This is a genomic window from Streptomyces sp. NPDC096079, assembly GCF_040303145.1.
Lineage (GTDB): Bacteria > Actinomycetota > Actinomycetes > Streptomycetales > Streptomycetaceae > Streptomyces.
Genome location: NZ_JBEOST010000004.1, coordinates 146,332 through 169,888 on the forward strand (window position 1 = coordinate 146,332; position 23,557 = coordinate 169,888).

Annotated in this window: 24 protein-coding genes; 16 read left to right on the forward strand and 8 right to left on the reverse strand. The window is 72.0% G+C overall.

Translation table 11 applies throughout. The annotated features are described in order from the left end of the window. Positions 1 to 2: 2 nt before the first annotated feature. Both ABTY59_RS11095 and ABTY59_RS11100 read right to left on the reverse strand, forming a co-directional pair. Positions 3 to 1,352, reverse strand: coding sequence for a D-arabinono-1,4-lactone oxidase (locus ABTY59_RS11095; RefSeq protein WP_352018624.1), 1,350 nt, complete (start codon positions 1,350 to 1,352; stop codon positions 3 to 5). Continuing rightward, positions 1,282 to 2,553: an MFS transporter gene (locus ABTY59_RS11100; RefSeq protein ID WP_352018625.1), complete on the reverse strand. Its 1,272-nt coding sequence runs from the start codon at positions 2,551 to 2,553 to the stop codon at positions 1,282 to 1,284. The genes ABTY59_RS11095 and ABTY59_RS11100 overlap by 71 nt, the downstream gene beginning before the upstream one ends. 110 nt (positions 2,554 to 2,663) lie before the next feature. On the opposite strand from ABTY59_RS11100, the gene ABTY59_RS11105 reads away from it, so the two are divergent. Further along, the gene (locus tag ABTY59_RS11105) at positions 2,664 to 3,791 is read left to right on the forward strand and encodes a ferrochelatase (RefSeq protein WP_352018626.1); all 1,128 of its coding nucleotides are present in this window, start codon (positions 2,664 to 2,666) and stop codon (positions 3,789 to 3,791) included. A 9-nt stretch (positions 3,792 to 3,800) separates the two neighbouring features. Further along, complete coding sequence (locus tag ABTY59_RS11110; protein WP_352018627.1) at positions 3,801 to 4,610, forward strand: inositol monophosphatase family protein; 810 nt, start codon at positions 3,801 to 3,803, stop codon at positions 4,608 to 4,610. Between the two features lie 78 nt (positions 4,611 to 4,688). On the opposite strand, the gene ABTY59_RS11115 is transcribed toward ABTY59_RS11110, so the two are convergent. Then, complete coding sequence (locus tag ABTY59_RS11115) at positions 4,689 to 4,862, reverse strand: hypothetical protein (RefSeq protein WP_015036717.1); 174 nt, start codon at positions 4,860 to 4,862, stop codon at positions 4,689 to 4,691. Between the two features lie 375 nt (positions 4,863 to 5,237). Here ABTY59_RS11115 and ABTY59_RS11120 point away from each other — a divergent pair, with 375 nt between their 5' ends. The 4 genes from ABTY59_RS11120 (at position 5,238) to ABTY59_RS11135 (ending at position 8,888) form a co-directional block, all read left to right on the forward strand. Further along, entirely contained in the window at positions 5,238 to 5,891 is a 654-nt protein-coding gene (locus tag ABTY59_RS11120) for a response regulator transcription factor (RefSeq protein WP_017237674.1), read from the forward strand. Between the two features lie 4 nt (positions 5,892 to 5,895). After that, on the forward strand, positions 5,896 to 7,134 hold the full coding sequence (locus tag ABTY59_RS11125) for a sensor histidine kinase (RefSeq protein ID WP_352018628.1): 1,239 nt from the start codon (positions 5,896 to 5,898) through the stop codon (positions 7,132 to 7,134). A 395-nt stretch (positions 7,135 to 7,529) separates the two neighbouring features. Beyond that, positions 7,530 to 7,826 carry a DUF4193 domain-containing protein gene (locus ABTY59_RS11130; protein ID WP_003955561.1) on the forward strand — a complete coding sequence of 99 codons (297 nt, stop codon included), beginning with the start codon at positions 7,530 to 7,532 and terminating at the stop codon, positions 7,824 to 7,826. 12 nt (positions 7,827 to 7,838) lie between these two features. Next, entirely contained in the window at positions 7,839 to 8,888 is a 1,050-nt protein-coding gene (locus tag ABTY59_RS11135) for a hypothetical protein (protein WP_352018629.1), read from the forward strand. 40 nt (positions 8,889 to 8,928) lie between these two features. Here the strand turns inward: ABTY59_RS11135 and ABTY59_RS11140 are convergent, their stop codons facing one another. Continuing rightward, a complete protein-coding gene (locus tag ABTY59_RS11140) occupies positions 8,929 to 9,420 on the reverse strand; it encodes a DUF3093 domain-containing protein (RefSeq protein ID WP_352018630.1) in 492 nt (163 codons plus the stop codon). 58 nt (positions 9,421 to 9,478) lie between these two features. Here ABTY59_RS11140 and ABTY59_RS11145 point away from each other — a divergent pair, with 58 nt between their 5' ends. The 8 genes from ABTY59_RS11145 (at position 9,479) to ABTY59_RS11180 (ending at position 17,123) form a co-directional block, all read left to right on the forward strand. Then, on the forward strand, positions 9,479 to 10,063 hold the full coding sequence (locus tag ABTY59_RS11145; RefSeq protein ID WP_351186886.1) for a PaaI family thioesterase: 585 nt from the start codon (positions 9,479 to 9,481) through the stop codon (positions 10,061 to 10,063). Next, a complete protein-coding gene (dut, locus tag ABTY59_RS11150; protein WP_116158406.1) occupies positions 10,063 to 10,575 on the forward strand; it encodes a dUTP diphosphatase in 513 nt (170 codons plus the stop codon). Before ABTY59_RS11145 ends, dut begins: the two co-directional genes overlap by 1 nt. Position 10,576: 1 nt before the next feature. Next, complete coding sequence (locus ABTY59_RS11155; protein WP_352018631.1) at positions 10,577 to 11,338, forward strand: DUF3710 domain-containing protein; 762 nt, start codon at positions 10,577 to 10,579, stop codon at positions 11,336 to 11,338. A 191-nt stretch (positions 11,339 to 11,529) separates the two neighbouring features. After that, complete coding sequence (locus ABTY59_RS11160) at positions 11,530 to 12,258, forward strand: ABC transporter ATP-binding protein (RefSeq protein ID WP_352018632.1); 729 nt, start codon at positions 11,530 to 11,532, stop codon at positions 12,256 to 12,258. A gap of 207 nt (positions 12,259 to 12,465) precedes the next feature. Then, positions 12,466 to 15,012, forward strand: a complete 2,547-nt coding sequence (locus tag ABTY59_RS11165; RefSeq protein ID WP_352018633.1) for an ATP-binding protein — start codon at positions 12,466 to 12,468, stop codon at positions 15,010 to 15,012. Positions 15,013 to 15,200: 188 nt separating this feature from the next. Then, positions 15,201 to 15,887 carry a response regulator gene (locus ABTY59_RS11170; protein ID WP_352018634.1) on the forward strand — a complete coding sequence of 229 codons (687 nt, stop codon included), beginning with the start codon at positions 15,201 to 15,203 and terminating at the stop codon, positions 15,885 to 15,887. Positions 15,888 to 15,956: 69 nt separating this feature from the next. Next, positions 15,957 to 16,355, forward strand: coding sequence for an OB-fold nucleic acid binding domain-containing protein (locus ABTY59_RS11175; protein WP_015036728.1), 399 nt, complete (start codon positions 15,957 to 15,959; stop codon positions 16,353 to 16,355). Between the two features lie 3 nt (positions 16,356 to 16,358). After that, the gene (locus tag ABTY59_RS11180) at positions 16,359 to 17,123 is read left to right on the forward strand and encodes a DUF3159 domain-containing protein (RefSeq protein WP_352018635.1); all 765 of its coding nucleotides are present in this window, start codon (positions 16,359 to 16,361) and stop codon (positions 17,121 to 17,123) included. A gap of 68 nt (positions 17,124 to 17,191) precedes the next feature. On the opposite strand, the gene ABTY59_RS11185 is transcribed toward ABTY59_RS11180, so the two are convergent. Then, complete coding sequence (locus ABTY59_RS11185; protein ID WP_352018636.1) at positions 17,192 to 17,869, reverse strand: potassium channel family protein; 678 nt, start codon at positions 17,867 to 17,869, stop codon at positions 17,192 to 17,194. Next, complete coding sequence (locus tag ABTY59_RS11190; RefSeq protein WP_041131658.1) at positions 17,869 to 18,537, reverse strand: potassium channel family protein; 669 nt, start codon at positions 18,535 to 18,537, stop codon at positions 17,869 to 17,871. The genes ABTY59_RS11185 and ABTY59_RS11190 overlap by 1 nt, the downstream gene beginning before the upstream one ends. A 234-nt stretch (positions 18,538 to 18,771) precedes the next feature. On the opposite strand from ABTY59_RS11190, the gene ABTY59_RS11195 reads away from it, so the two are divergent. Together ABTY59_RS11195 and ABTY59_RS11200 are read left to right on the forward strand one after the other, a co-directional pair. Beyond that, positions 18,772 to 20,823 (forward strand): APC family permease, encoded by a 2,052-nt coding sequence (locus tag ABTY59_RS11195; protein WP_352018637.1) that lies wholly within the window; start codon positions 18,772 to 18,774, stop codon positions 20,821 to 20,823. A gap of 71 nt (positions 20,824 to 20,894) precedes the next feature. After that, positions 20,895 to 22,214 (forward strand): class I SAM-dependent RNA methyltransferase, encoded by a 1,320-nt coding sequence (locus ABTY59_RS11200; protein WP_352018638.1) that lies wholly within the window; start codon positions 20,895 to 20,897, stop codon positions 22,212 to 22,214. A gap of 273 nt (positions 22,215 to 22,487) precedes the next feature. On the opposite strand, the gene ABTY59_RS11205 is transcribed toward ABTY59_RS11200, so the two are convergent. Next, on the reverse strand, positions 22,488 to 22,988 hold the full coding sequence (locus tag ABTY59_RS11205) for a very short patch repair endonuclease (RefSeq protein ID WP_352018639.1): 501 nt from the start codon (positions 22,986 to 22,988) through the stop codon (positions 22,488 to 22,490). Positions 22,989 to 23,160: 172 nt separating this feature from the next. Next, entirely contained in the window at positions 23,161 to 23,556 is a 396-nt protein-coding gene (locus tag ABTY59_RS11210) for a hypothetical protein (RefSeq protein ID WP_352018640.1), read from the reverse strand. Position 23,557 lies beyond the last annotated feature (1 nt).

Here is a 23,557-nt window from a genome sequence, read left to right on the forward strand (position 1 = left end):
CGTCAGTCGCCCAGGACCCGGCGGAGGTAGTCGTTGGCGAAGAGCCGGTCCGGGTCCAGCCGGTCGCGCAGCGCCGTGAACTCGGCGAAGCGCGGATAGGCCTCGGCGAGGTAGGCGGCGTCGCGGGTGTGGACCTTGCCCCAGTGGGGGCGGCCCCCGTGCGCCGTCATGATGCGCTCCACCGCGGTGAAGTAACCGTGGTGGGGCGTTCCCCTGTAGAGGTGGACGGCGATGTACGCGGTCTCCCGCCCCGAGGCCGTGGACAGCGCGATGTCGTCCGCCGGCGCCGTGCGCACCTCCACCGGGAAGCTCACCTTGAGCGGCGAGCGCTCGACCATCGCCTTGAGCTCCCGCAGCGCGGCGACCGCCGCCTCGCGCGGCAGCGCGTACTCCATCTCCAGGAAGCGGACCCGGCGCGGCGAGGTGAAGACCTTGTACGGGATGTCGGTGTACGTACGGGCCGACAGGGCCCGGCTGGAGACCTTGGCGATCGACGGGATGACCGGCGGCACCGCGCGGCCCAGCGCGCAAGCGAGCTGGAAGACCCCGTTGGAGAGGAACTCGTCCTCGATCCAGCCGCTGATCCGTCCCGGGGGAGCGGCGGGGCCCGCGCTGCGGTTGTTGCGCTTGGTGTTGCAGTTGTCCGTGTGGGGGAACCAGTAGAACTCGAAGTGCTCGTTCTCCGCGTGCAGCGCGTCGAACTCCGAGGTGACCCGGTCGAAGGTCATCGGCTCCTCGCGCGCGGTGAGCAGGAAGACCGGCTCCACCGCGAAGGTGATCGCCGTGACCACACCGAGCGCGCCCAGGCCGATCCTGGCGGCCGCGAAGACCTCCGGATTCTCCTTCTCCGAGCAGGTCAGCAGCTCGCCGGAGGCCGTCACCAGCTCCAGCTCGCGGATCTGCGCGGCGATGGACGCCGACTCGCGGCCCGTGCCGTGCGTGCCGGTGGAGGTGGCGCCGGCGACGGTCTGCTCCATGATGTCGCCCATGTTCGTGAGCGACAGGCCCTCCCGGGCCAGCGCCACGTTGAGCCGCTTCAGCGGGGTGCCCGACTCGACCGTGACGGTCATCGCCTCGCGGTCGATCCGCCGGATCCCGGTCAGCAGGCCCGGCCGGATGAGCACGCCGTCGGTGGCCGCGATCGCGGTGAACGAGTGGCCGGTGCCGACGGTCTTGACCCGCAGGCCGTCCTCGGCCGCGCGGCGCACCGCCTCGGCGAGCTCCTCGGCCGAGGCCGGGCTCACCTCCCGCACCGGGCGGGAGGTGACGTTCCCCGCCCAGTTACGCCACGGGCTGCTCGCCGTCCTGGCGCTCGCCGACCCCGCTGTCCCCGCTGCTGCCGTCCTGCCCACGCTGCCCCTCCCGGTTCGGCGCCGGCCTGCGCAGCCGGCGGTGTCCGAGGACACCCACCACGACCGCGAGCGCGCCCGAGACGACGGGCACCACGTACCCCGCCTCGGCCCCCGACGCGTCGACCACCCAGCCGGCGGCCGAGGAGCCGAGCGCCACGCCGACCGCGAGCCCGGTACCCGTCCAGGTCATGCCCTCGGTCAGCTTGGTGCGCGGTACGTGCGCTTCGACGAGGGCCATGGTGGTCACCATCGTCGGTGCGATGGACAGGCCCGCGACAAAGAGCGCCACGGCCAGCAACGGCAGGTTCCCGGCCAGTAGGAGGGGGATCATACTCACGGCCATCGCGCAGATGCCCAGGAGCCACCTGCGTGACGCCTCGCCCTTGAGGTGGAGCAGTCCGAAGACCGCGCCGGCCAGTCCTGAGCCCAGCGCGTAGACCGCCAGGACGAGGCTCGCGGCGGCCTTCTGGCCCCGCTCCTCGGCGAAGGCCACGGTCACCACGTCGATCGAGCCGAAGATGGCGCCGGTGGCGACGAAGGCGAGGGCGAGCACCTGGAGGCCGGGGGAGCGGAGCGCCGAGGTGCCCCGGGCGCCCTGGTGGGGGTGGGGGACCGGCTCGGTGGCGCGCTGCGCGGTCAGCCAGAAGACGCCGACCGCAAGGAACACCCCGGCGAACAGCGGGCCGGCCTCCGGGAACCAGGCCGTGGACAGGCCGATGGAGAGGATCGGGCCGAAGATGAAGCACACCTCGTCGACGATCGACTCCCAGGAGTACGCCGTGTGCAGGCGCCGCTCCTCGCCCCGGTAGATCTCCGCCCATCGGGCGCGGGTCATCGCGCCGACGCTCGGCACGCAGCCGATCACGGCCGTGAACACGAAGAGCGTCCAGTCCGGGGCCTTCTGCTGCACGCAGACCAGCAGTCCGGCGGCCGCGGCCATCGAGACCAGCGTCACCGGGCGCAGCACCCTGCGCTGTCCGTGCCGGTCGACCAGGCGCGAGACCAGGGGCCCGAGGACCGCGGCGGACATCGCGAGCGTCGCGGAGAGTGCGCCGGCCAGGCCGTACCGGCCGGTGACCTGCGAAATCATGGTCACGATGCCGATGCCCATCATGGACAGCGGCATGCGGCCGAGGAACCCCGCTACGGAGAACGAGGCGGTTCCGGGCGCCGCGAAGATCGCGCGGTAGGGACTGGGCAAGATGAGTCCTTGGTCAACACGTGTAATTAATAGCTAAAGCCTACGGTGTTGAACTGGATGGGTCATCCCCCTTTTTCGGACGGGCCGACGCGGGTGGGAGGATCGGGTCCATGTCCGATCAGCACGATCCCGCCCCGTACGACGCCCTGCTGCTGCTCTCGTTCGGCGGCCCCGAGGGCCCGGACGACGTCGTCCCGTTCCTGGAGAACGTGACCCGCGGCCGCGGCATCCCGAAGGAACGGCTCAAGGAAGTGGGGCAGCACTACTTCCTCTTCGGCGGCGTCTCCCCGATCAACGACCAGAACCGCGCGCTCCTCGACGCGCTGCGGACGGACTTCGAGGAGGCCGGGCTGGGCCTGCCGGTCTACTGGGGGAACCGGAACTGGGCGCCGTACCTCACCGACACCCTCCGCGAGATGATCACCGACGGACGGCGCCACATCGCCGTCCTCACCACCAGCGCGTACGCCTCGTACTCCGGCTGCCGCCAGTACCGCGAGAACCTCGCCGACGCCCTCGCCACCCTGGAGGCGGAGGGACTCCCGCTGCCCCGGGTCGACAAGCTCCGGCACTACTTCAACCACCCCGGCTTCGTCGAGCCCATGACCGAGGGCGTCCTCGCCTCCCTCGCCGACCTCGACCCGGCCGTGCGGGACGGCGCCCACCTCGCCTTCACCACCCACTCCATCCCCGACTCCGCCGCCGACAGCTCCGGCCCCGTCACCGAGCACGGCGAGGGCGGGGCCTACGTGCGCCAGCACCTCGACGTCGCGCGGGTCATCGCCGAAGCGGTCCGCGCGGAGACCGGAGTCGACCACCCCTGGAAGCTCGTCTACCAGTCGCGCAGCGGCGCCCCCCACATCCCGTGGCTGGAGCCCGACATCTGCGACCACCTGGAGGAGCTGCACGGCGCCGGCGCGCCCGCCGCCGTCATGGTCCCGATCGGCTTCGTCTCCGACCACATGGAGGTCCTCTACGACCTCGACACCGAGGCCACGGCCAAGGCGGCCGAGCTCGGACTGCCCGTCCGGCGCTCGGCGACCGTCGGGGCCGATCCGCGCTTCGCCGCCGCCGTCCGCGAGCTCGTCCTGGAGCGCGCGGCGACCGAGCGGGGCACCAGGGCCGAGCGATGTGCCCTCGGCGCCCTCGGACCCTCCCACGACCTCTGCCCGATCGGCTGCTGCCCGGCCAGGGCGGAGCGGCCCGCCGCGGCCGGCGCCGACAGCCCGTACGCGTAAGGAGACGGTGTGACCGCCCTTCCCGACCCCCTGCTCACCGAACTGCTCGACCTCGCCCTGGAGGCCGGGCGCCGGGCCGGAGCGCTGCTGCGCGACGGCCGCCCGGACGACCTGGCCGTGGCGAAGACCAAGTCGAGCCCCATCGACGTGGTCACCGAGATGGACATCGCCGCCGAGAAGCTGATCACCGGCTTCCTCTCCGAGCACCGCCCGCAGGACGGCTTCCTCGGCGAGGAGGGCGCGTCCAGCCCCGGGACCAGCGGGATCCGCTGGGTGATCGACCCGCTCGACGGCACCGTGAACTACCTGTACGGCCTGCCCACCTGGGCGGTCTCCATCGCCGCCGAACGGGACGGCGAGACCGTCGTCGGCGTGGTCGAGGCCCCGATGCGCGGCGAGACCTACCGGGCCGTCCTCGGCGGCGGCGCCCACGCGGGGGATCGGCGCCTCGCCGTCCGCCCCTCGCCCGCCCTCGACCAGGCCCTCCTCGGCACCGGCTTCGGATACGTCCAGGCCCGCCGCGCCCACCAGGCGGACGTGGCCCAGCGCGTCATCCCGCGCGTCCGCGACATCCGCCGGGGCGGCTCGGCCGCCATCGACCTCTGCGACGTCGCGGCCGGCCGCCTCGACGCGTACTACGAGCGCGGACTCAACCCCTGGGACCTCGCCGCGGGCGCGCTCATCGCCCGCGAGGCCGGCGGGCTCACCGGAGGCAGGCCCGGCGAGCCGGAGTCCGGAGAGCTGACCCTGGCGGCCTCTCCCGGCCTCTTCGGGCCCCTCCAGGAGCTCCTGGAGGACCTGGGGGCCTGGCACGACTAGCGGGCCCGCAGACGGACGCACGGGGGCCCCGGTGCCAGGACGGCGCCGGGGCCCCCGCGTGCGGACGGGTGGGACGGGTCAGACGCCCGGCGCGGCCACCTCCACGCCGTGCTCGGCGGCCAGCCGGTGCAGGTCCTCCAGCTCCGCCTGCTCCACCTCCGCCAGGTAGTCGTCGCCCGTCTCACGGGCCCGCGTGAGGTCCGTCTGCGTGGTCCTGATGCGGTGCAGCAGTCCTGCGGTGAAAGCGTCCATCGTGCGCCCCCTCCTCGTGGGTCCGGTGGCACGGGGGTGTGCCGAGGGTGGGTGGATCACACACTGCGAGCTCTGGGGGACAGAGAGCGGCCGGTGGCGCGCCACATACAGGGCGTGATCACGGGGTGTGCAGTCGTCCTCCCCAGCCCCTTCCTCAGAGAAACCTCAACTGGCCCGAGAATCCGGTGAATTCTTCGTTCCGGCTCGCGCGCCCAGCCGCGCGCCCCCCGCTCACCACCCTCCCGCCCCCGGCCCCGCCCCGCCGCCTTACAGCCGGTTTACGCGCGTCCGGGGCAGGATGGACACGCACAGTCAGTGCTCAGCTTTCAGCCGTTCCCCACCCCGGACAGCGGCTCGACGGGAAGGAAACAGGACGTGCGCGTACTCGTCGTCGAGGACGAGCAGCTGCTCGCCGATGCGGTGGCCACCGGACTGCGCCGGGAGGCCATGGCCGTCGACGTCGTGTACGACGGCGCCGCGGCCCTGGAGCGCGTCGGGGTCAACGACTACGACGTCGTCGTCCTCGACCGCGACCTCCCGCTCGTCCACGGCGACGACGTCTGCCGGAAGATCGTCGAGCTCGGCATGCCCACCCGCGTCCTGATGCTCACCGCCTCCGGCGACGTCAGCGACCGCGTCGAGGGCCTGGAGCTCGGGGCGGACGACTACCTCCCCAAGCCCTTCGCCTTCACCGAGCTCACCGCGCGCGTGCGCGCCCTCGGCCGCCGCACCACCGTCCCGCTCCCGCCCGTCCTGGAGCGGGCCGGGATCAAGCTCGACCCGAACCGCCGCGAGGTCTTCCGCGAGGGCAAGGAGGTCCAGCTCGCGCCGAAGGAGTTCGCCGTCCTCGAGGTCCTCATGCGCAGCGAGGGCGCCGTCGTCTCGGCCGAGCAGCTCCTGGAGAAGGCCTGGGACGAGAACACCGACCCGTTCACCAACGTGGTCCGCGTCACCGTCATGACCCTGCGCCGCAAGCTCGGCGAACCGCCGGTCATCGTCACCGTCCCCGGCTCCGGGTACCGGATCTGACCTGATGGCCACGACCCCCGCTCCCCACCCCCACGCGCCCCCGAAGCCGAACTGGGACCCCCGGGACCCCGTCCGGCCGCTGCTGCGCCCCACCATCCGGATACGGCTCACGCTGCTGTACGGCGGGATGTTCCTGATCGCCGGCATCCTGCTGCTGTCGATCATCTACCTGTTCACCGCGCAGGCGCTCACCGACAGCGTCTCGGAGCTGCCCTTCAAGGTCGTCGAGGGCAAGGTCCAGCCGACCACCTCCTGGTGCCGGCTGCCCGTTCAGGGCACCGGGGAACAGCTCAACGAAGCGGTGTCGGTCTGCCTCCGGCACCAGAGCGACCTCGCCCTGGACGACCTGCTGCGCCGGTCCCTCTTCGCCCTGCTCGGCCTGAGCATCATCGCCTTCGCCTTCGGCTACGCCATGGCGGGGCGGGTGCTCTCCCCGCTCGGCCGGATCACCCGGACCGCCCGCCAGGTGGCCGGCTCCGACCTGTCCCGGCGGATCGAGCTGGACGGCCCGGACGACGAGCTGAAGGAGCTCGCCGACACCTTCGACGAGATGCTGGACCGCCTGGAGCGGGCCTTCACCGCCCAGCAGCGGTTCGTCGCGAACGCCTCGCACGAGCTGCGGACGCCGCTCGCGATCAACCGCACCCTCCTGGAGGTCCACCTCTCCGACCCCGGGGCGCCGGTCGAGCTCCAGCAGCTGGGCAAGACCCTGCTCGCCACCAACGAGCGCAGCGAGCAGCTCGTCGAGGGCCTGCTGCTGCTCGCCCGGAGCGACAACCAGATCATCGAGCGCAAACCCGTCGACCTGGCCGAGGTCGCCGAGCGCGGCGTCGACCAGATGCACGCAGAGGCCGAGGCCAAGGGCGTGGAGATCCGGGGCGAGCGCGCGCCGGCGGTCGTCCAGGGCAACGGCGTGCTGCTCGAACGGATCGCGCTGAACCTGCTGCAGAACGCCGTGCGGTACAACGTGCCGGAGGGCGGCTGGGTGGAGGTCACCACCGAGGCCAAGGACGGCCAGGCGGTGCTGGTCGTCTCGAACACGGGACCGGTGGTCCCCGCGTACGAGATCGACAACCTCTTCGAGCCGTTCAGAAGGCTCCGGCAGGAGCGGACCGGCAGCGACAAGGGGGTCGGTCTCGGCCTGTCGATCGCGCGCTCCGTGGCCCGCGCCCACGGCGGCCGTATCATCGCGGAGCCGCGCGAGGGCGGCGGACTCGTGATGCGCGTCACTCTGCCGATCTGACACACTGCACGAGCCGACCGGTTCCGTTCGCTTTGCGCGGAATTCCGGAGCCCCGATCCTGAGACGCTCATGTGTGATCGATCACAGGAGAGGGTGCCCGGCCCTCCACTCTCCGTGACCGAGAAATCCCTCGGAAAACCAGGAAAAGTCCGGGTTTCCGGGGCCTCGAATGACGGGAAGTACACGGGGTGGCGCCCGTGAGGGCCGCCCGGAGGACCGTGTACGGTCCGGTTCGCCACCCGAAGCCGATCACTCGCGAGAGTGCGCGACGGGTGTCGATTGAGTAACAGACCTTGATGTGAGGCAAAATCTCCGCCTCAGGTCGGGCACAAGTCCGACCTCTCACGCGTTACGTGCGCTGGAGACACCGCAACCACCCAGAGGGGGAGAGCGACATGGCAACGGATTACGACACCCCACGCAAGACCGACGACGACGTCGACTCGGACAGCCTTGAGGAACTGAAGGCCCGCCGGAACGACAAGTCGACCTCGACCGTCGACGTCGACGAGTTCGAGGCCGCCGAAGGCCTGGAGCTTCCCGGCGCCGACCTCTCGAACGAGGAGCTGGCCGTCCGGGTCCTGCCCAAGCAGGCCGACGAGTTCACCTGCATGAGCTGCTTCCTCGTGCACCACCGCAGCCAGCTGGCCCGGGAGAAGAACGGCCAGCCGATCTGCCGCGACTGCGACTGAGAACGCTCGGCCGTGGCAGGCGACACACCGTCCCGGAAGCGGCGTCTGCGGCTCCCAGGGAGCCCGGAGACGTACAAGGGCGGCTCGGGCCCGGCAGAGGGCGCCCCAGAGGCACCTGAAGCCGAGCGCACCGCCTCCCTGCCCTCCCTCGGCGCACGTGACGACGAGCGAGGCCTCCCGGCCTCGCTCGAAGCGGTCATGGAGATCGCCGAGACCGATCCGGAGCACCTGCCGGAGCGGTCCGCGCAGGACGACGGGCCGACCGGCGCACGGCAGGGCGGACGCCTCGGCGCCGTCAGGCGGCTCGCCGATCCCGCACGCGCGGGGCTCGACCGGATCAGGATCGACTCCGACCGGATCGACGCCGTCCGGCGCGGCGTCACGCGGGGCGTCCGGCAGGGCGTGAAGCGCGGCGGAGACAGCGCGAAGGCCGGCCTCGGTCATCTGGCCGACCGGCTCATCGACCTCGCCCCGCGGATCCCCGTCCGCGACCTGGCGACCCTCCGCAGACAGTTCCCCGGCCTCGGCCCCGAGGAGCTCGCCGACAAACTCGTCGCCGGCGCGGCGAACGCGAGCTCGACCGTGGGTGCGGGCGTCGGCGCCGCCGCCATGCTCCCCGTGCCCCCGGCGCTGCCGGCCGAGCTCGCCGCCGAGATCACCGGCGTCGCCGCCGTGGAGCTCAAACTCATCGCCGAACTGCACGAGGTCTACGGACTGCGGCCCCCCGGCCGCCTCACCCAGCGTTCGACGGCCTATCTGACCTCCTGGGCCGAGGAACGGGGCATCGATCCCGCCAAGCCCACCACGGTCAACGCGGCCCTCGGCGGTCAGCTCAAGCGCGAACTGCGCCAGCAGATCATGAAACGCATGGTGCGCAACCTGCCGAACCTCATGCCCTTCATGGTGGGCGCCGCCGTCGGTGCCGTCATGAACCGCCGCGACACCAAGAGGCTCGCCGCGCACATCCGCAAGGACCTCCGCACCCGCCAGGTGCCCTGGGACGCCCTCACCGGGCTGCCCCCGCTGGAGCAGCCCGAGAACCCCAAGGAGCTCGGCTTCTAGCCGGCGCGACCGCGCGCCGCGCCGGCGGGGACGCCGCGCGTCAGGCGCGCTCCGCCTCCAGGGCCGCGAGCAGCGCCTCCGGCTCGCGGCTGGACAGGTACACGTACGGCGTCGGGTCCGCCGGGTCGGCCACCACGACCCGTACCGCCGTCGGCACGTAGCTGCGCATCAGCATGAAGGCGCGCGGGTCCGCCTTGTGGGTGCGCCAGGCGCGCGCCTCCTCCGCGCCGAGCGCCTCGGCCGCCCCCAGCGCCGCGACCGGGATCCGCGCGTCGCCCGCCACCAGCGAACCGGCCACCACCCGGATCCGCGCGGAGCCGTACGAGGAGACCGCCACACCGGCGAGCACGCTCGCCGCGATCAGGCCGACCAGCGTCGGGACCGTGCCCAGCGGGAACATGATCAGGCCGCCGGAGAGGCCGAGCAGAGCCACGATCACCCACCACGACCGCGGCGCCGTCAGCCGCTCGTCGAAGCGCGGCGCGGCGGGAGACGCGGGGGAGGGGGCCGGGGACGGTGCGGAAGGCTGCATGCGTCCAAGCTTGGCACGGCGCGACCTGCGCCCATCCGCGCGGGTAAGGTCTGCGGCTGTGACTGCAACATCTGCCGCCCTCACCCCGCCGGCCGACGCCATACCGCCGGTACGCCACCCCGACGCGCCGGCCCCCGGCGAGCTGCTGGGCGCTCACTACGAGCACTGCTTCGGGTGCGGCGGCGGACAGCCCCACGGCCTCCACCTGGAAGCGCGCGCGGGCGAGGGCGTGACCGTCACCGCCGAGTTCACGGTGACCCCCGACCACCAGGGCGCCCCCGGTCTCGCGCACGGCGGCGTGCTCGCCACCGCGCTCGACGAGACCCTCGGCTCCCTGAACTGGCTGCTGCGGGTCATCGCCGTGACCGGACGGCTGGAGACCGACTTCGCCCGGCCCGTCCCGGTCGGCACCGTGCTCCACCTGGAGGCCGCCGTCACCGCCGTGCACGGCCGCAAGATCTACTCGACCGCCGTCGGCCGGATCGGCGGGCCCGAGGGCCCCGTCGCCGTCCGCGCCGACGCCCTCTTCATCGAGGTCAAGGTCGACCACTTCATCGACAACGGCCGCCCGGAGGAGATCCAGGCCGCCATGTCCGACCCCGACCAGGTCCGGCGCGCCCGCGCCTTCGAGGTGAACCCCTGATGCGCAACCCTGTCGACGTACTGATCCGCCGCGTGGACCCCGAGGTGCCGATCCCGGCCTACGGGCACCCCGGCGACGCCGGGGCCGACCTCGTCACCACCGAGGCCGTCGTGCTCGCCCCCGGCGAGCGCGCCGTACTGCCCACCGGGGTCTCCATCGCCCTGCCGGACGGGTACGCGGCCTTCGTGCACCCGCGCTCCGGTCTCGCGGCCCGCTGCGGAGTGGCGCTCGTGAATGCCCCGGGGACGGTGGATGCCGGGTACCGTGGAGAGATCAAGGTGATCGTGGTCAATCTCGACCCGCGCGAGGACGTGCGGTTCGAACGATTCGATCGGATTGCCCAACTTGTCGTCCAGCAGGTCGAGAAGGTCCGCTTCCACGAGGTGGCGGAGCTTCCCGGTTCGGCGCGGGCCGAGGGGGGCTTCGGGTCCACCGGCGGTCATGCCGCCGTGGACGGCACCACGGGTGGGAATCGATACGCTTCGGTCGTATCCGACCGGGAAGGACAGTGACGTGTTCGGACGTCGCAAGAAGAGCGGAGCCGCCGAGGACGCGGCGAGCGAGGCCGAGCAGGTCGTCGACGCGGTGGAGGACGAGGACGGCGCCGAGGCGCCGCGCCGCGTGAACCTTCCGCCGGCGCCCCGGCCCGACGGACCCTGGGACATCTCCGAGGTCGCCAAGCCCGACGAGGGCCGCGTGGACCTCGGCGGGGTCTTCGTGCCCGGCGTCGAGGGCATGGAGCTGCGCGTGGAGGTGGCGGGCGACGCGATCGTCGCGGCCACCGTCGTCCTGCGTGACAGCGCCGTGCAGCTGCAGGCCTTCGCCGCGCCCAAGAACGAGGGCATCTGGGGCGAGGTCCGCGACGAGATCGCCACCGGCATCGTCCAGCAGGGCGGTGCCATCGACGAGGTCGAGGGCCCGCTCGGCTGGGAGCTGCGGGCCCAGGTCCCGGTGCAGCTGCCGGACGGCAACCGCGGTGTGCAGCTGGTCCGCTTCGTGGGCGTCGACGGGCCCCGCTGGTTCCTGCGCGGAGTGATCTCCGGGCAGGGCGCGGTCCAGCCCGAGGCCGCCGGCCTCCTGGAGCAGATCGTCCGGGACACCGTGGTCGTCCGCGGCGAGGGCCCGATGGCCCCGCGCGACCCGATCGTCCTCAAGCTGCCGAACGACGCGCAGATGGTGCCGGACGGCGTGCAGCAGGAGGAGCAGGAGAACTCCCGCTTCTCCGGCGGCATGGGCCAGCTCCAGCGCGGTCCGGAGATCTCCGAGATCCGCTGACACCCCACCGGGCCGCTCCGGCGGCCCGGCACACATCGAGACACGGCCGGTGGGCCGCTTCCCGTACCTCGCGCACGGGAAGCGGCCCACCGGCCGTCGTGTCGTCCACAGGCCCGGGCTCCTGCTCTGGCCCTCGGGCACGGCGGCGGACCATACTGACGGCGCACATGTCCGAGGAGGGGGAACACAGCGTGAGTGAGAGCAGCAGCAGGTCCGCCACGGCCGTCATCGAGGACCCGGCAGGACCGCCGATGGTCCGCGTCGAGGGCCTGCGCCGCTCGTACGGGACGGGCGAGGCCGCCGTCCACGCCCTGCGCGGCGTCTCCTTCGACATCCCGCGCGGCGAGCTCGTCGCGCTCAAGGGCCGCTCGGGCTCCGGCAAGACGACCCTGCTCAATCTGGTCGGCGGCCTCGACAGCGCCGACGGCGGCCGGATCGTCATCGACGGCACCGACCTCTCCACCCTCGGCGAGAGCGGGCTCCTGGAGCTGCGCCGCGACCGGATCGGCTTCATCTTCCAGTCCTTCGGGCTGCTCCCGATCCTCTCCGCCGCCGAGAACGTGGGCGTGCCGCTGCGGCTGCGCAAGGCGGACCCCAAGGAGCGCGAGGAGCGGGTCGCCCTGATGCTCGGGCTCGTGGGCCTCGCCGACCACGCCAACCAGCGGCCGGGCGAGCTCTCCGGCGGCCAGCAGCAGCGCGTCGCCATCGCGCGCGCCCTCGCCAACAAGCCGGCGCTGCTGATCGCCGACGAGCCGACGGGCCAGCTGGACGCGGAGACCGGGCTCGCCGTGATGCAGCTGCTGCGCGCGGTGGTGCGCAGCGAGCGCTGCACAGCCCTGGTCGCCACCCACGACCCCCAGCTCCTCGGCCTGGCGGACCGGGTCCTGGAGCTCAGCGACGGCGAGATCATCGAGCACTGAGGGACGGGGGGCGTCCGGCGAAGGGGCCGGGCCCCTGGCGGCGGAGCGGGGCGCGGGCGTAGCACCGGCGGGGCGGGGGCGTCTCGCGGTGCCTGGCGCCGGCCGAGCGGGGCGGTCGGGTGTCGGGCCCATCAGGATCACGTCAATACCGTCCCCCGCCTCTCCCCGCGTACGGAATGTCCGATTGGCTGGACGTATGGTCGAGCCATGGGACGCGGCAAGCTTCGGATCTACCTCGGCGCTGCCCCGGGCGTCGGCAAGACCTACGCGATGCTCTCCGAGGGCCATCGCCGGGTGGAGCGGGGCACGGACTGCGTCGTGGCCTTCGTGGAGCACCACGGCCGGCCGCGCACGGAGGTCATGCTGCACGGCCTGGAGCAGGTGCCGCGCCGCACCCTGGAGTACCGGGGCACGACCTTCACCGAGATGGACATCGACGCCGTCCTCGCCCGCCGCCCCGCGGTCGCCCTCGTCGACGAGCTCGCCCACACGAACGTCCCGGGCTCCCGGAACCCCAAGCGCTGGCAGGACGTCGCCGAACTCCTCGCGGCCGGCATCGACGTCGTGTCGACCGTCAACATCCAGCACCTGGAGTCCCTCGGCGACGTCGTCGAGGCGATCACCGGCGTACGCCAGCGGGAGACCGTCCCCGACGAGGTGGTGCGCCGGGCCGACCAGATCGAACTGGTCGACATGTCCCCGGAGGCCCTGCGGCGCCGGATGGCCCACGGCAACGTCTACACCTCGGACAAGGTCGACGCGGCCCTCTCCAACTACTTCCGCCCCGGCAACCTCACCGCCCTGCGCGAGCTGGCCCTGCTGTGGACCGCCGACCGGGTCGACGAGTACCTCCGGCAGTACCGCGGCGAGCACAACATCCGCTCCACCTGGCAGGCCAGGGAGCGCATCGTCGTCGGTCTCACCGGCGGGCCCGAGGGCCGCACCCTCATACGGCGCGCCACCCGGCTCGCCGAGAAGGGCGCCGGAGGCGAGGTCCTCGCCGTCTACATCGCCCGCAGCGACGGACTCACCGCGGCCTCCCCGAAGGAGCTCGCCGTCCAGCGCACCCTCGTCGAGGACCTCGGCGGAACGTTCCACCACGTCATCGGCGACGACATCCCCTCCGCGCTCCTGGAGTTCGCCCGCGGCGTCAACGCCACGCAGATCGTCCTCGGCTCCAGCCGCCGCCGGACCTGGCAGTACGTGTTCGGCCCCGGCGTCGGCCAGACCGTGGCCCGCGACTCCGGGCCCGACCTCGACGTCCACATCGTCACCCACGGCGAGGTCGCCAAGGGCCGCGGCCTGCCCGTCGCGCGCGGGGCCCGGCTCGGCCGCTCCCGGATCCTCGGCGGCTGGCTGGTCGGCGTCGTGGGCCCGCTCGCCCTCGCCCTCCTCCTCACGCACGTCGACGCGGACCTCGGGCTCGCCAACGACATGCTGCTCTTCCTCGCCCTCACCGTCGGCGCGGCGCTCCTCGGCGGCTTCCTGCCGGCGCTCGCCTCGGCCGCCGTCGGCTCCCTCCTCCTCAACTGGTTCTTCACCCCGCCGCTCCACCGGCTGACCGTCGCCGACCCCCTGAACATCGTCGCCATCGCCGTCTTCTTCGGCGTGGCGATGTCGGTCGCCTCCGTCGTGGACCTGGCCGCCCGGCGCACCCACCAGGCCGCCCGGCTGCGCGCCGAGTCCGAGGTGCTCTCCTACCTCGCCGGGAGCGTGCTGCGCGGCGAGACGAGCCTGGACGCCCTCCTGGAACGGGTCCGCGAGACCTTCTCCATGGAGTCCGTCGCCCTCCTGGAGCGCGCGGACGAGGTCGAGCCCTGGACCCGGGCGGCGAGCGTCGGACCCCACCCGGCCGCCCGCCCGGAGGACGCCGACGTCGACATGCCCGTCGGCGACCACCTGGCCCTCGCCCTGACGGGCCGGGTGCTGCCGGCGGAGGACCGGCGGGTGCTCGGGGCCTTCGCCGCCCAGGCCGCGGTCGTCCTCGACCGGCAGCGGCTCGTCGGCGAGGCGGAGGAGGCCCGGAAGCTGGCGGAGGGCAACAAGATCCGCACCTCGCTGCTCGCCGCCGTCAGCCACGACCTGAGAACCCCGCTCGCGAGCATCAAGGCCTCCGTCTCCTCCCTCCGCTCCGACGACGTCGAATGGTCCGAGGAGGACCGCGCCGAGCTCCTGGAAGGCATCGAGGCGGGCGCCGACCGCCTCGACCACCTCGTGGGCAACCTCCTCGACATGTCCCGCCTCCAGACCGGCACGGTCACCCCCCTCATCCGGGCCGTCGACCTCGACGAGGTCGTCCCCATGGCGCTCGGCGGCGTGCCGGACGGCAGCGCCGAACTCGACATCCCCGAGTCGCTGCCCATGGTCGAGGTCGACAAGGGCCTCCTGGAGCGCGCCGTCGCCAACATCGTGGAGAACGCCGTGAAGTACAGCCCCGGGGGCGAGCCCGTCGCCGTCGCCGCCAGCGCCCTGGGGGACCGGGTCGAACTGCGGGTCGTGGACCGCGGGCCCGGCGTCCCCGACGAGGCCAAGGACGGCATCTTCGAGCCCTTCCAGCGCTTCGGCGACGCCCCGCGCGGCTCCGGCGTCGGCCTCGGCCTCGCGGTCGCCCGCGGCTTCGTCGAGGCCATGGGCGGGACCCTCGGCGCCGAGGACACCCCGGGCGGCGGCCTCACCATGGTGCTCACCCTGCGGGCCGCTCCGGGCGGGCCCCAGGCCCCGTCCCCGGACCTCCCGGCCCACGCGGTGACCTGAACCGCATCCGTACCGGCGCCCGTGCTGATATCCGTAGCCGTACCGGTGTCCGCGCGGCACCCGTCGCCGTACCGTCGCCCGCACCGGCGTCCGCGCGGCAGCCCCGGTCCCACCGTCGCCCGTCCCGGTCCCCGCACCCGTACTCGTATCCGTACCCTCCGACACAACGAAGAAAGCAGGCCCCCTCCATGACCCGGGTCCTCGTGGTCGACGACGAGCCGCAGATCGTCCGCGCCCTGGTGATCAACCTCAAGGCGCGGAAGTACGAGGTCGACGCCGCGCCCGACGGCGCCACCGCCCTCCGGCTCGCCGCCGAGCGCCACCCCGACGTCGTCGTCCTCGACCTCGGACTGCCCGACATGGACGGCGTCGACGTGATCAAGGGCCTGCGCGGCTGGACGCGCGTGCCGATCCTGGTCCTCTCCGCCCGGCAGACCTCCGACGAGAAGGTCGAGGCGCTCGACGCGGGCGCCGACGACTACGTCACCAAGCCCTTCGGCATGGACGAACTGCTCGCCCGGCTGCGGGCGGCCGTGCGCCGCGCCGAGCCGGTCGGCGGCGCCGAGGACGGCGTCGTCGTGGTCGAGACCGAGGGCTTCACCGTCGACCTCGCGGCCAAGAAGGTGCACCGTGACGGGCGGGACGTCCGGCTCACCCCCACCGAGTGGCACCTCCTGGAGGTCCTCGTCCGCAACAGCGGCCGGCTCGTCAGCCAGAAGCAGCTCCTCCAGGAGGTCTGGGGGCCCTCGTACGGCACGGAGACCAACTACCTGAGGGTCTACATGGCCCAGCTCCGCCGCAAGCTGGAGACCGACCCCTCCCACCCGCGCCATTTCGTCACCGAACCGGGCATGGGCTACCGCTTCGAACGCTGAACCGGGAGGCGTACGGAAGGGTGGTCCGGGGCCGCTTCCGGTGACACCGCAGGCCGGTACGCTTTCTGTATGAGTGCTGCACCGCGTACAGAGAAGCCGGCCGGAAGGTTCCGCCGGATGCTCGACCGGCTCTCCTCCTCCCCGGAGGACCTGGAGTCGGAGGAGCTCCAGGAGGACGCCGAAGCGTCGGGGTGCACACGGATCTCCGACTGCTCCGACCGCCAGATAGTCAAGGTGACTGGTACCTTGCGCACGGTCACGCTGCGTCCCCGGGCCGGTGTGCCCGCGCTGGAGGCCGAACTCTTCGACGGCACGGCACCGCTCGACGTCGTGTGGCTCGGCCGGCGCTCCATCGTGGGCATCGAACCGGGCCGCAAGCTGATCGCCTCCGGCCGCATCTCCATGAGCCACGGCCGGCGGGTCCTCTTCAACCCCAAATACGAGCTCCGACCGCTCGGACAGGAGTAGCCGGTGACGTCCCTCGACAAGCCGACCGCGGACCGGTCGACCCCGGACGGGTCGACCCCCGACCAGGACGCCCAGGCGGACAAGGCCGTGACCGAGGCCGCGCTCTTCGAGGCCTTCGGCGGCCTGCGGGGCATGATCGAGACGGTCCTGCCCGGCCTGCTGTTCGTCACGATCTTCACGATCAACAAGGACCTGCACGTCTCGGCGATCGCCGCGCTCGCGGTCTCGCTCGTCCTAGTGGCCGTCCGGCTGATCCGCCGGGACACCGTCAAGCACGCCTTCAGCGGCGTCTTCGGCGTCGCCTTCGGTGTCGTCTTCGCGATGATGACGGGCAACGCCAAGGACTTCTACCTGCCGGGCATGCTGTACACCCTGGGTCTCGCCCTGGCGTACATCATCACCGCGCTCGCCGGAGTGCCCCTGATCGGCCTGATCCTCGGCCCGGTCTTCAAGGAGAACCTCTCCTGGCGCACCCGCAACCCCGGCCGCAAGAAGGCCTACACGAAGGCCAGCTGGGCCTGGGGCCTCATCCTGCTCGGCAAGTGCGCGATCCTCTTCCCGATGTACTGGTGGGCCGACACCACCAAGTTCGGCTGGGTCCTCGTCGCCCTGAAGATCCCGCCGTTCCTGCTCGCGGTCTACCTCACGTGGGTGTTCCTCGCGAAGGCCCCGGCGCCGATCGACGTCTTCGCCGAGATGGAGGCCGAGGAGCGCGCCGAGAAGGAGCGCAAGGCGGCCGCGGCCGCGCAGCGCCACCCGGACGCCTGAGAAGCCGTACGCGAGAGGGCCCGGACCTGATGAACAGGTCCGGGCCCTCTCGCGTACCGCTTCCCGGATCAGGACTCGGGGGTCTCCCGGCGGACCTGGAGGAGGTCCTCCAGCTGCTCCTCCCGGGCCTGCGCGGCCACGAACAGCAGCTCGTCGCCCGCCTCCAGGGTCTCCTCGGGGCTCGGCGTCAGCACCCGCGAACCACGGATGATCGTCACCAGCGACGTGTCCTGCGGCCAGGCCACGTCGCCCACGGAGGTGCCCGCGACCGCCGACTCCGGCGGGAGCGTCAGCTCGACCAGGTTCGCGTCGCCGTGGCTGAAGCGCAGCAGCCGGACCAGGTCGCCGACGCTCACCGCCTCCTCGACCAGGGCCGACATCAGACGCGGCGTCGAGACGGCCACGTCCACGCCCCAGGCCTCGTTGAACAGCCACTCGTTCTTCGGGTTGTTCACCCGGGCGACCACGCGCGGCACGCCGTACTCGGTCTTCGCGAGCAGGGAGACGACCAGGTTCACCTTGTCGTCACCGGTCGCCGCGATCACCACGTTGCAGCGCTGCAGCGCCGCCTCGTCCAGCGAGGTGATCTCGCAGGCGTCGGCCAGCAGCCACTCCGCCTGCGGCACCCGCTCCACCGAGATGGCGGTCGGCGCCTTGTCGACCAGCAGGACCTCGTGGCCGTTCTCCAGCAGCTCGCCCGCGATGGACCGGCCCACCGCACCCGCGCCCGCAATAGCGACACGCATCAGTGACCGCCCTCCTCGGGACCCTCGGCGAAGGCCGCCTCGACCTTCGCGATCTCGTCCGTACGCATCATCACGTGCACCAGGTCACCTTCCTGGAGCACCGTCTGCGAGGTCGGCAGAATCGCTTCGCCCAGTCGGGTGAGGAAGGCGACACGGACACCGGTCTCCTCCTGGAGCCGGCTCACCTTGTGGCCGATCCACGCCGGGGAGGTGTGCACCTCGGCGAGCTGCACGCCACCGCTCGGGTCGCGCCACAGCGGCTCCGCGCCCGAGGGCAGCAGCCGGCGGAGCATCTGGTCGGCGGTCCAGCGGACCGTCGCGACCGTCGGGATCCCGAGGCGCTGGTAGACCTCGGCACGCCGCGGGTCGTAGATCCGCGCCGCCACGTTCTCGATGCCGAACATCTCGCGCGCGACCCGCGCCGCGATGATGTTGGAGTTGTCGCCGCTGCTCACCGCGGCGAAGGCACCGGCCTCCTCGATGCCGGCCTCACGCAGCGTGTCCTGGTCGAAGCCCACGCCCGTGACCCGCCGACCACCGAAGCCCGAACCCAGGCGGCGGAAAGCCGTCGGGTCCTGGTCCACGACCGCGACGGTGTGCCCCTGCTGTTCGAGGGTCTGCGCGAGAGCGGCTCCCACTCGCCCGCAGCCCATGATGACGATGTGCACGTCCCCTTACCCCGCACTCCTGATCGCCTTGCTGACCTGCGAAAACACCCTGCTCACAACTTTCCTCGCCCGATCGGCCCGGGCCGTGGCGGGCGACGCCCCGACGGGTCGCCCGGTCCGAGCTTAAGCGGCAACGGTGGCGGGGACCGCATCCGAGGTGGTACTCAGGGAGATTCGGTGCGGATCGGGGGTGCCGGTGCGCGTGGCTCTTTTCGAACGCTTACGATCCTCTCCGTGTCCAAACTGACCGACGTGCCCAAACGGATCCTGATCGGGCGGGCCCTGCGCAGCGACAAGCTGGGAGAAACCCTTCTCCCGAAGCGGATCGCCCTCCCCGTCTTCGCCTCCGACCCGCTGTCCTCGGTGGCGTACGCCCCCGGCGAGGTGCTGCTCGTCCTCTCCGTCGCCGGCCTGTCGGCCTACCACTTCAGCCCGTGGATCGCGCTCGCGGTCGTCGTCCTGATGTTCACGGTGGTCGCGTCGTACCGGCAGAACGTGCACGCGTACCCGAGCGGCGGCGGCGACTACGAGGTCGCCACCACCAACCTCGGGCCGAAGGCCGGACTCACCGTCGCGAGCGCCCTGCTCGTCGACTACGTCCTGACCGTCGCGGTGTCGATCTCCTCGGGCATCGAGAACCTGGGCTCCGCGATCCCCTTCGTCGTCGAGCACAAGGTCGCCTGCGCGGTCGGCGTGATCGTGCTGCTCACCGTGATGAACCTGCGCGGTGTGAAGGAGTCTGGCTCCCTCTTCGCGATCCCGACGTACGTCTTCGTCGCCGGCGTCTTCATCATGATCCTCTGGGGCGCCTACCGGGGCATCGTCCTCGACGACACCATGAGGGCGCCCACCGCGGACTTCGAGATCAAGGCCGAGCACCAGGGGCTGGCCGGCTTCGCGCTGGTCTTCCTGCTGCTGCGCGCGTTCTCCTCCGGCTGTGCCGCGCTCACCGGTGTCGAGGCCATCTCCAACGGTGTCCCCGCCTTCCGCAAGCCGAAGTCGAAGAACGCCGCCACCACGCTCGCGCTCATGGGCGGCCTCGCCGTCACCATGTTCTGCGGCATCATCTTCCTGGCCATGGCCACCGACGTGCGCATGGCCGAGAAGCCCGCGGAGGACCTGCTGCACAACGGCGTGCCGGTCGGCGAGGGCTACGTCCAGGACCCGGTCATCTCGCAGGTCGCCGCCGCCGTCTTCGGCGACGGGACGTTCTTCTTCGTCGTCCTCGCCGCCGCCACCGCGCTCGTCCTCTTCCTGGCCGCCAACACCGCGTACAACGGCTTCCCGCTCCTCGGCTCGATCCTCGCCCAGGACCGGTACCTGCCGCGCCAGCTGCACACCCGCGGCGACCGCCTCGCCTTCTCCAACGGCATCGTGCTCCTCGCGGGCGCCGCCATCCTCCTCGTCTGGGTCTACGGAGCGGACTCCACCCGGCTGATCCAGCTGTACATCGTCGGCGTCTTCGTCTCCTTCACCCTCAGCCAGATCGGCATGGTCCGGCACTGGAACCGGCACCTGGCCACGGAACGCGACCCGGCCAAGCGCCGGCACATGATCCGCTCCCGCGCGATCAACGCCTTCGGCGCCTTCTTCACCGGCCTCGTCCTCGTCGTCGTCCTCGCCACCAAGTTCACCCACGGCGCCTGGGTCGCCCTGCTCGGCATGGTGATCTTCTACGGGACGATGACCGCGATCCGACGGCACTACGACTCCGTCGCCGCGGAGATCGCCGCCGCGGAGGAGCGCCCCGACGAGTACGTGCGCCCCTCCCGGGTCCGCTCGATCGTCCTCGTCTCCAAGCTCCACAAGCCCACCCTGCGCGCCCTGGCCTACGCCAAGCTCATGCACGCCGGGGAGCTGGAGGCACTGACCGTCAACGTCGACCCGGCCGAGACGAAGGCGCTCAAGGGGGAGTGGGAGCGGCGCAACATCAACGTCCCGCTCAAGATCCTCGACTCGCCGTACCGCGAGATCACCCGGCCGGTGATCGAGTACGTGAAGAGCATGCGCCGCGAGAGCCCGCGCGACGCGGTCTCCGTCTACATCCCGGAGTACGTCGTCGGCCACTGGTACGAGCACCTGCTCCACAACCAGAGCGCCCTGCGCCTCAAGGGCCGGCTGCTCTTCACCCCCGGCGTCATGGTCACCTCGGTCCCGTACCAGCTCCAGTCCTCCGAGGCCGCGCGGAAGCGGGCACGGAAGCGCCAGGAGTGGAACGCGCCGGGTTCGGTCCGCCGCGGACCCGTGGAGAAGCGCCAGAAGGAACCGGCCGCAAAGAACAACTAGACTGGTGGGCTGCCGTACACACGGCAGCCCCCTCTCTTCTTCCTCTCCCCCTTCCTCTGGAGTCCCCGGTCATGCAGAACACCCCTGTTACGTCGCTGGTCGGGGCGGAGTACGAGGTCGAGGTCGGCCCGGTCGCCCACGGCGGGCACTGCATCGCCCGTACGGAGGCCGGCCGGGTCCTCTTCGTCCGCCACGCCCTGCCGGGCGAGCGGGTCCGGGTGCGCGTCACCGAGGGCGAGGAGACCTCCCGCTTCCTGCGCGCCGACGCGATCGAGATCCTCGACGCCTCCAAGGACCGTGTGGAGGCCCCCTGCCCCTTCGCCGGCCCCGGCAAGTGCGGCGGCTGCGACTGGCAGCACGCCAAGCCGGGCGCCCAGCGCCGCCTCAAGGGCGAGGTCATCGCGGAGCAGCTGCTGCGCCTGGCCGGACTCACCCCGGAGGAGGCGGGCTGGGACGGCACGGTCATGCCCGCCGAGGGCGACAAGCTGCCCGCCGGCGAGGTCCCGAAGTGGCGCACCCGCGTCCAGTACGCCGTCGACGCCGAGGGCCACGCGGGCCTGCGCAAGCACCGCTCGCACGAGGTCGAGGTCGTCGACCACTGCATGATCGCGGCGGAGGGCGTCTCGGAGCTGGGCATCGAGAAGCGCGACTGGGCGGGCATGGCCGCCGTCGAGGCCATCGCGGCCTCGGGCTCGCACGACCGCCAGGTCATCCTCACCCCCCGCCCCGGTGCCCGCCTCCCGCTGGTCGAGCTGGACAAGCCCGTCTCGGTGATGCGCGTCGACGAGAAGGACGGCGGCGTCCACCGCGTCCACGGCCGCGCCTTCGTCCGCGAGCGCGCCGACGACCGCACCTACCGCGTCGGCAGCGGCGGCTTCTGGCAGGTCCACCCGAAGGCCGCGCAGACCCTGATGCTCGCCGTCATGCAGGGCCTGACCCCCCGCAAGGGCGAGACGGCCCTCGACCTCTACTGCGGCGTCGGCCTCTTCGCCGGCGCCCTCGCCGACCGGGTCGGCGAGCAGGGCGCGGTCCTCGGCATCGAGTCGGGCAAGCGCGCGGTCGAGGACGCCCGCCACAACCTGGCCGGCTTCCCGCGCGTCCGCATCGAACAGGGCAAGGTCGAGGCGGTCCTCCCGCGCACGGGCATCACCGAGGTCGACCTCATCGTCCTGGACCCGCCCCGCGCGGGCGCCGGCAAGCAGACGGTCCACCACCTGGCCGACCTGGGCGCCCGCCGCATCGCCTACGTGGCCTGCGACCCGGCAGCCCTGGCCCGAGACCTGGCGTACTTCGCGGAACGCGGCTACAAGGTGCGGACGCTGCGGGCGTTCGACCTGTTCCCGATGACGCATCATGTGGAGTGCGTGGCGATTCTGGAGCCGGTGAAGTAAGGGCGCCGACCTGCGACTTTGCGGGTGCGCGGTATGTGCCGTGTGGGCGTTACGGGCGATATCTTGACGCTGAGATGACGCTCGTGACGCTCATTTGGCGCTCGTTCTGATGGGGTGTCAGGTCAGGGCTGGGTCGCTCAGGTCGTTCCCCTCCCTGTCTTGCCGGTTACGCAAGGCGTCTTCCACCTCCACTGGGGTGGTGTTGGCGTCGTGGTGGCTTCCCCACGACTGAGAGTCCCGTCCCGCGTGTGTTTGGATGCCGCACGCGCTCCTCTACGAGCCCTCGATCGCCCGTTCCGACACGGGCGTCCAGGTGCTGATGGCCAGGGCGCGGGGATGCCCCCGGGCGGCGAGCGCCGCCGCCACCCGCTTGACCGCGCCGTCGACGGTCTCGTGTTCCCAGATGCGGAGGGGCAGCCAACCGATCAGCGTGAGGTGGGCATCGGTCTCCTCGTCACGGCGGGCATTTCCCCGAAGCTTCTGCCGCCACCATTCCGAGTTGTGCCGGGGCACATGCAGGTGACTCGGGCAGGCGTGCCAGAAGCAGCCCTGTACGAACACGGCGGTGCGCCACTTCGTGAACGTGACGTCGGCGCGACGACGCGGCATCCCGACGATCGGCAGGTCCACGCGGTAGCGGAAGCCCAACGAGTGCAGAGCTCGGCGAAGCGCAAGCTCGGGAGCCGTGTCCCGGCTTCGCTGGGCGACCATGACCCGCCGCGCGTTGGCATCGCGCGGCGCCGGCGTCCCCCTGTGGCGTCCCTGGATTCTCACGCCTGATCAACCATCGGGGCGCATCGCCGTTACGGGCGTCGTACCGGTGATCCGCCCGGGCCGTTCACGACCGCCGCTCATGCTGCGACTGAACCCGGCATCGCGTTCTTTCCCGGTCTTTAGCGTCGGGTTCTGTAGCAGCGGTCGGACATGGCTGCGCGACGGGGAGGCATCAGGAGCCGGGCAGCAGCGCCGTGACCGCGGATTGAACGAGTTGGGCCGCCGCGAGGACGCCGGGGATGCCTCCGCACCGTTCGACCAGGCTCTCGATCATGTAGCGGAGGGCTCCGGGGTCTCGGTCGGGCTCGTCCAACCGTGGGGCAATCATGTCGAGGTCGCGCAGGGCGCCGTCCGCTCCGGGGTGCTGGTCGCGCAGCTCTTCCAGGCGTTGGCGCAGTTCGTCGATGCTCTCGCGGGCCCTGTCCACGGCCTCGTTGGTGAGGTTGTTGGTCTGAGCGGCGTTCTGGGAGAAGGGGGCGGCTTGGGCGGGTCCGGTCATGCGGCCGGTGTTGATGATGCCGAAGTTCACGCCGTTCGGGACGGGGTCGGGCTGGCCTCGGAGGGGCATG